The organism is Streptomyces sp. NPDC089915, from assembly GCF_040684675.1.
In the GTDB taxonomy this organism is placed as follows: domain Bacteria; phylum Actinomycetota; class Actinomycetes; order Streptomycetales; family Streptomycetaceae; genus Streptomyces.
The window spans coordinates 1-4320 of the sequence record NZ_JBFBGN010000250.1 but is presented as its reverse complement, the minus strand read 5'-3'; the positions used below and the strand labels follow the sequence as shown (position 1 = coordinate 4320).

The window sequence follows — 4320 nt, the reverse complement described above, 5'->3', positions numbered from 1 at the left end:
GAAACTGGGCGGAATTGCGTCGGATGCATCATCCGACGTAGCTGAACCCGAAGCGTGATCTCTGTGAGGGAGGGGCGTTGGCCCTGGGCCGGCGCCCCTCCCTTCTGCGGTCGGTACACCACGACTGCGTTCGGAGACCGCGCATCGCGCCAAGGCGCGAGAAAAGATCGTTCCGGGGGCGCAAGCCACTGGAATGACGAACGCCCAGCCTTGTAGGGGGCCGGGCGGTCGTTGCAGTCAGGAACGGTGTGTCCTGCGCGGTGTAGGAACCTGCATGACATCACGTCCTGGTCTGCGATGCAAAAGCAACTAGGGAGGGAGTGATGAACATGGCGAACAAGCGTGAGACCAGCAAGAAGGTTGCCTCGATGGCCAGCAAGCAGCTGAGCAGTTCGAAGTCGACCAAGGCGCAGAAGTCTGTGGCCGGCAGTGACCTGGCGCAGACGAAGTCCGGCAAGACCAAGAAGAAGTGACACCTGGCCGCCCCGGGCCTACAGCCGGGGCGGCCAGCTCCGTTTCTGCTGGCCAGGCGCGTCGCCGTAACCGATTCAACGATGTTGCGTTGAATGCAACGTGACCAAAATGGCTGAGTTGGCAGGGTCGGCACGTCTGCTGGTTGTCGAAGGCGTGGTGCACCTTGACCCCGCCCCGGCGATGTTCGAGGCGATGTTGGATGGATGGGCGACCCAGCAGAGGGCTCGATTCCTCAAGGCGGACACGATCAAGGCGAGGATCGATCTCGTACGACGCTTCGCTCACTTCACGGGACAGTACCCCTGGGAATGGCAGGCCCAGGAGGCTGAAGAGTTCATCAGTCACCTGAGGTCCGGTCCGCGGCCGGTGATGGTGTCGACGGCTAGGGGGTACCAGAACGGACTTCGGCTATTCATGCAGTACGTCACGGACGCGCGGTACTCCTGGCCCGAAGTGTGTCAAGAGCGATTCGACTCCGTGCCCATCCAAATCCTGCACGAGTGGAACACTGTTGCACATACCTCGGATTACGAGGGGCACCCTGGCCGGCGGCCGCTGACGTACGACGAGGTGCAATCGCTGCTGGATGCCGCAGACGCCCGAGTTGAGGAGATCCGAGCTCGCCGGCGGAAAGGGGCAGCGGCAGCCATGCGAGACGCCACGTTACTCAAGGCTGTCTACGCCTACGGCCTCCGTCGACGGGAAGCCTGGGGGCTGGATGTTGTCGACCTGCGACGAAATCCGAAAGTGGCCGATTATGGCGCCTACGGTGCACTGTTCGTCCGCTATGGAAAGTCATCGCGTGGAGGGCAGCCTAAGCGTCGGACTGTGCTAACGGTCCCTGAAATGGACTGGATTGTTCCCGTGCTTCAGCAGTGGGTATCTGAAGCGCGCCCCCTATTTTCGCCGGGGAGCCATCCCGCGCTTTGGGTGACTGAACGACGAGGTCGATTGTCCTGGCGAGGTATCAATGAAGCCTTCGAGCAGGCGCGGAACGATGCTGGACTTCCCGAGGTGCTGGATTTGCATTCCCTGCGGCACTCGTATGTAACGCACTTGGTCGAGTTCGGTTATCCCGAAAAGTTTGTTCAAGACCAAGTCGGGCATTCCTATGCTTCTACAACCGCGATCTATACCGGGGTTTCCGACGAGTTCCGTAACCGCTTGGTTCGGCAGTCATTGCAACAGCGGTATGCATCTCTTTGGGAGTCGCAGGAATGATCAAAAAGATGGGGTACCACTGGCACCTACGTCAGATCATGGCAAAGCAAGGCATGTTCCAGACGAGTGACCTGGTGCCGTTGCTGGCCGAGCGGGGCGTGCACCTATCTCGCGAGCAGGTATACCGCCTGGTTACTCAGTCGCCGCAACGATTGTCCATGGACACGCTCGCTGCGTTGTGCGACATCCTTGGCTGTGGCGTTCAGGAACTGATCGAGGTGACCCAAGTCGAGCAGTCCGTACGCAAGACCGGAACTGGGCCGTCGAACGGCGCAAGCGCACCTCCTCAACCGCGGCGGGCCTCGATTCGACGCCCTGACTTCTCGTGAAACGCCATCAGCGCCTGGATCAGGTTGTCGCTCTTCTCGCCCCACAGTTGCCTTCATTGTCGTTGCCCGAGCTTCGTGCAGTCGTGGATCGAGTCGCACCTGAGAAGGCCCTGTACTGGCTACAGGAACATATTGAGGGGCACTCTGATGCCTTGACCAGCGGCAACGTGAGGCTTCCTATAGCCATGTTCCGGCTGCTGACGGAACTGGAGTCCGTGGGGTGCGCGGAAGTGGTCGTCCCGCTCTGCGCTGGCTGTGGAAAGCGGCGCGTGCTGCGCCTCACCGACAGCGAAGGAGCGCGGATCTGTCAGATGTGTAAGGCGCGTGCGACCGCACTCCCGTGCAGCCGCTGCGGAAAGACGGCACCCGTCACCTCACGAGATGCTGGGGGTGTGATCTGCCGGAACTGTTACGGCAGCGACCCCGCGCGGCATGAGGCGTGCACGGTCTGTGGGCACGCGCGCCGAGTGGTCATCCGTGGCTCGGACGGAGAGCCTTTTTGTGCAAACTGCTATTCTCGGCCCGCACGGCAATGTGTCCGCTGCGGTGACACGCGGCCGGTCAAAGCAAATACTTCCACTGGCCCTGTGTGTGCCAGTTGCTACGTTCATCCCCAGCGCCTATGTGGTTCCTGTGGCCGTACTCGTCGTATCAAGACCCGTGCGCGAGATGGACAGCCAGACCTTTGCGGCAACTGCGACCCCGGACCGGTTATGGCTTGCTCTTTATGTCGGCGTGAGCGACCTTGCGTGCGTGTCGCGTCCGATACCCCAGTCTGTCGAAGCTGCCGTGACAGGCCGCAGAGGACATGCGCCCGATGCGGCCGCCGGAGGCCGGCAACAGCACGCTGGCCCATGGGGCTTGTCTGCGACAGCTGCTATCGCTACGTTCGTGTGAATCCAGCCGAGTGCGGCACATGCGGCGAGCGACGCCCCCTGATTGGCGTCGACGAACAGCAGCGCAAGGTCTGCGGCCCCTGCGTCGGCGTTGACCTGGTCTATCCCTGTTCCACCTGCGGCGAAGCAGGAGACATCTATCGGAATGGCGATTGTGCGCGGTGCGTGCTGAAGGACCAGCTACACGAGCACTTCGGCCCCGCCGCAGGTACACCGCTTGGGCCTCTAGTCAGCGCTCTTGCGGCAGTGGAGACACCACGCTCAGTCTTGCTCTGGATGCGGAGGAAAAACAGTGGTGCGACCATGCTCCGGGATCTTCTCATCTCGGGGTACCCGATCACACACGAACTGCTCGACACATTCCCTGGCCGTCAGGCAGCTGTCCACTTGCGCCAGTTGCTCGTCCATGTCTCTGTCCTCCCAGAGCGGGACGAACACGTTGCAAGATTGGAACGGTGGCTACAGAACTACTTGACCACTGTTGCGGCCGGGCACCGGAGCACCCTCCGCCCCTACGCGCAATGGGTCGTACTGCGGCGGGTTCGGCAGCAGGCGCACACCAGGGGCAACAGCACTTCCAGCATCCGGTACGCCCGCGCACAGGTCTCCTTGGCTCATGCATTTCTGGATTGGATCGAAGGACAGCAACTCTGCCTGGCGACAGTTCGACAGGCTGACTTGGATCAGTGGCTCGCCGCAGGTGCTAGCACGCGGAGCAACCTACGAGACTTCCTGCGATGGGCTCGTCGATGCCGCCTCATCACAGACCTTCGAGTCCCGTGGCGGCCGGACGGGGAGCCCGCTAACTTCCTGGATGAGGACGAGCGTCTGTCCCTGCTCCACCGATGTGTTCATGACTCAGTTCTGCCGCTGGACGTCCGGGCGGCGGGGGCCCTGACTCTGCTCTACGGCATGCCCGCAACTCGCGTCGCCCAGCTGACGCATCAGGACATCCAAGTCGGTGAGGGCGGCCAATGCATTCAGTTGGGGAAGCATCCCGTGGTGCTGCCACCAGCCCTCGCACGACTGCTCAATCAGCAGATGGAGGAGTCAGCCTCGCGCTCCCTCGTGGGGCGTGTCTCTAGAGACACTGACTGGATCTTCCCAGGAGCACTGGCCGGCCGTCCCATCAGCGGTCTAAAACTCTCGGGGCGACTGCTTCGGCATGGGATCGACGTTCGTGCTTCGCGCAACACCGCGCTGATGGCATTGGCGTCGGATCTACCCGCACCCATCCTGAGCGAGATGCTTGGCATCCACATCAACACAGCCGTCGACTGGGTTGGTCTTGTGAAGCGAGATTGGGCCACCTATATCGCTGCACGGTCAGAGGATGACGACCTTCGGCGCCCTCGGGCGGGGGAATAGCGCACGCCCGGAATAGGTACTCTGCGCCAGTA

The 4320-nt window shown here is 61.9% G+C and carries 3 protein-coding genes; all 3 read left to right on the top strand.

The genetic code is table 11. The features are described from left to right. The first annotated feature begins 329 nt into the window (after window positions 1–329). The gene (locus AB0O29_RS34300) at window positions 330–473 is read left to right on the top strand and encodes a hypothetical protein (RefSeq protein WP_365159882.1); all 144 of its coding nucleotides are present in this window, start codon (window positions 330–332) and stop codon (window positions 471–473) included. A gap of 109 nt (window positions 474–582) precedes the next feature. Beyond that, window positions 583–1695, top strand: a complete 1113-nt coding sequence (locus tag AB0O29_RS34295) for a tyrosine-type recombinase/integrase (protein WP_365159879.1) — start codon at window positions 583–585, stop codon at window positions 1693–1695. Beyond that, a complete protein-coding gene (locus AB0O29_RS34290; RefSeq protein ID WP_365159876.1) occupies window positions 1692–2024 on the top strand; it encodes a helix-turn-helix transcriptional regulator in 333 nt (110 codons plus the stop codon). Before AB0O29_RS34295 ends, AB0O29_RS34290 begins: the two co-directional genes overlap by 4 nt. Window positions 2025–4320 lie beyond the last annotated feature (2296 nt).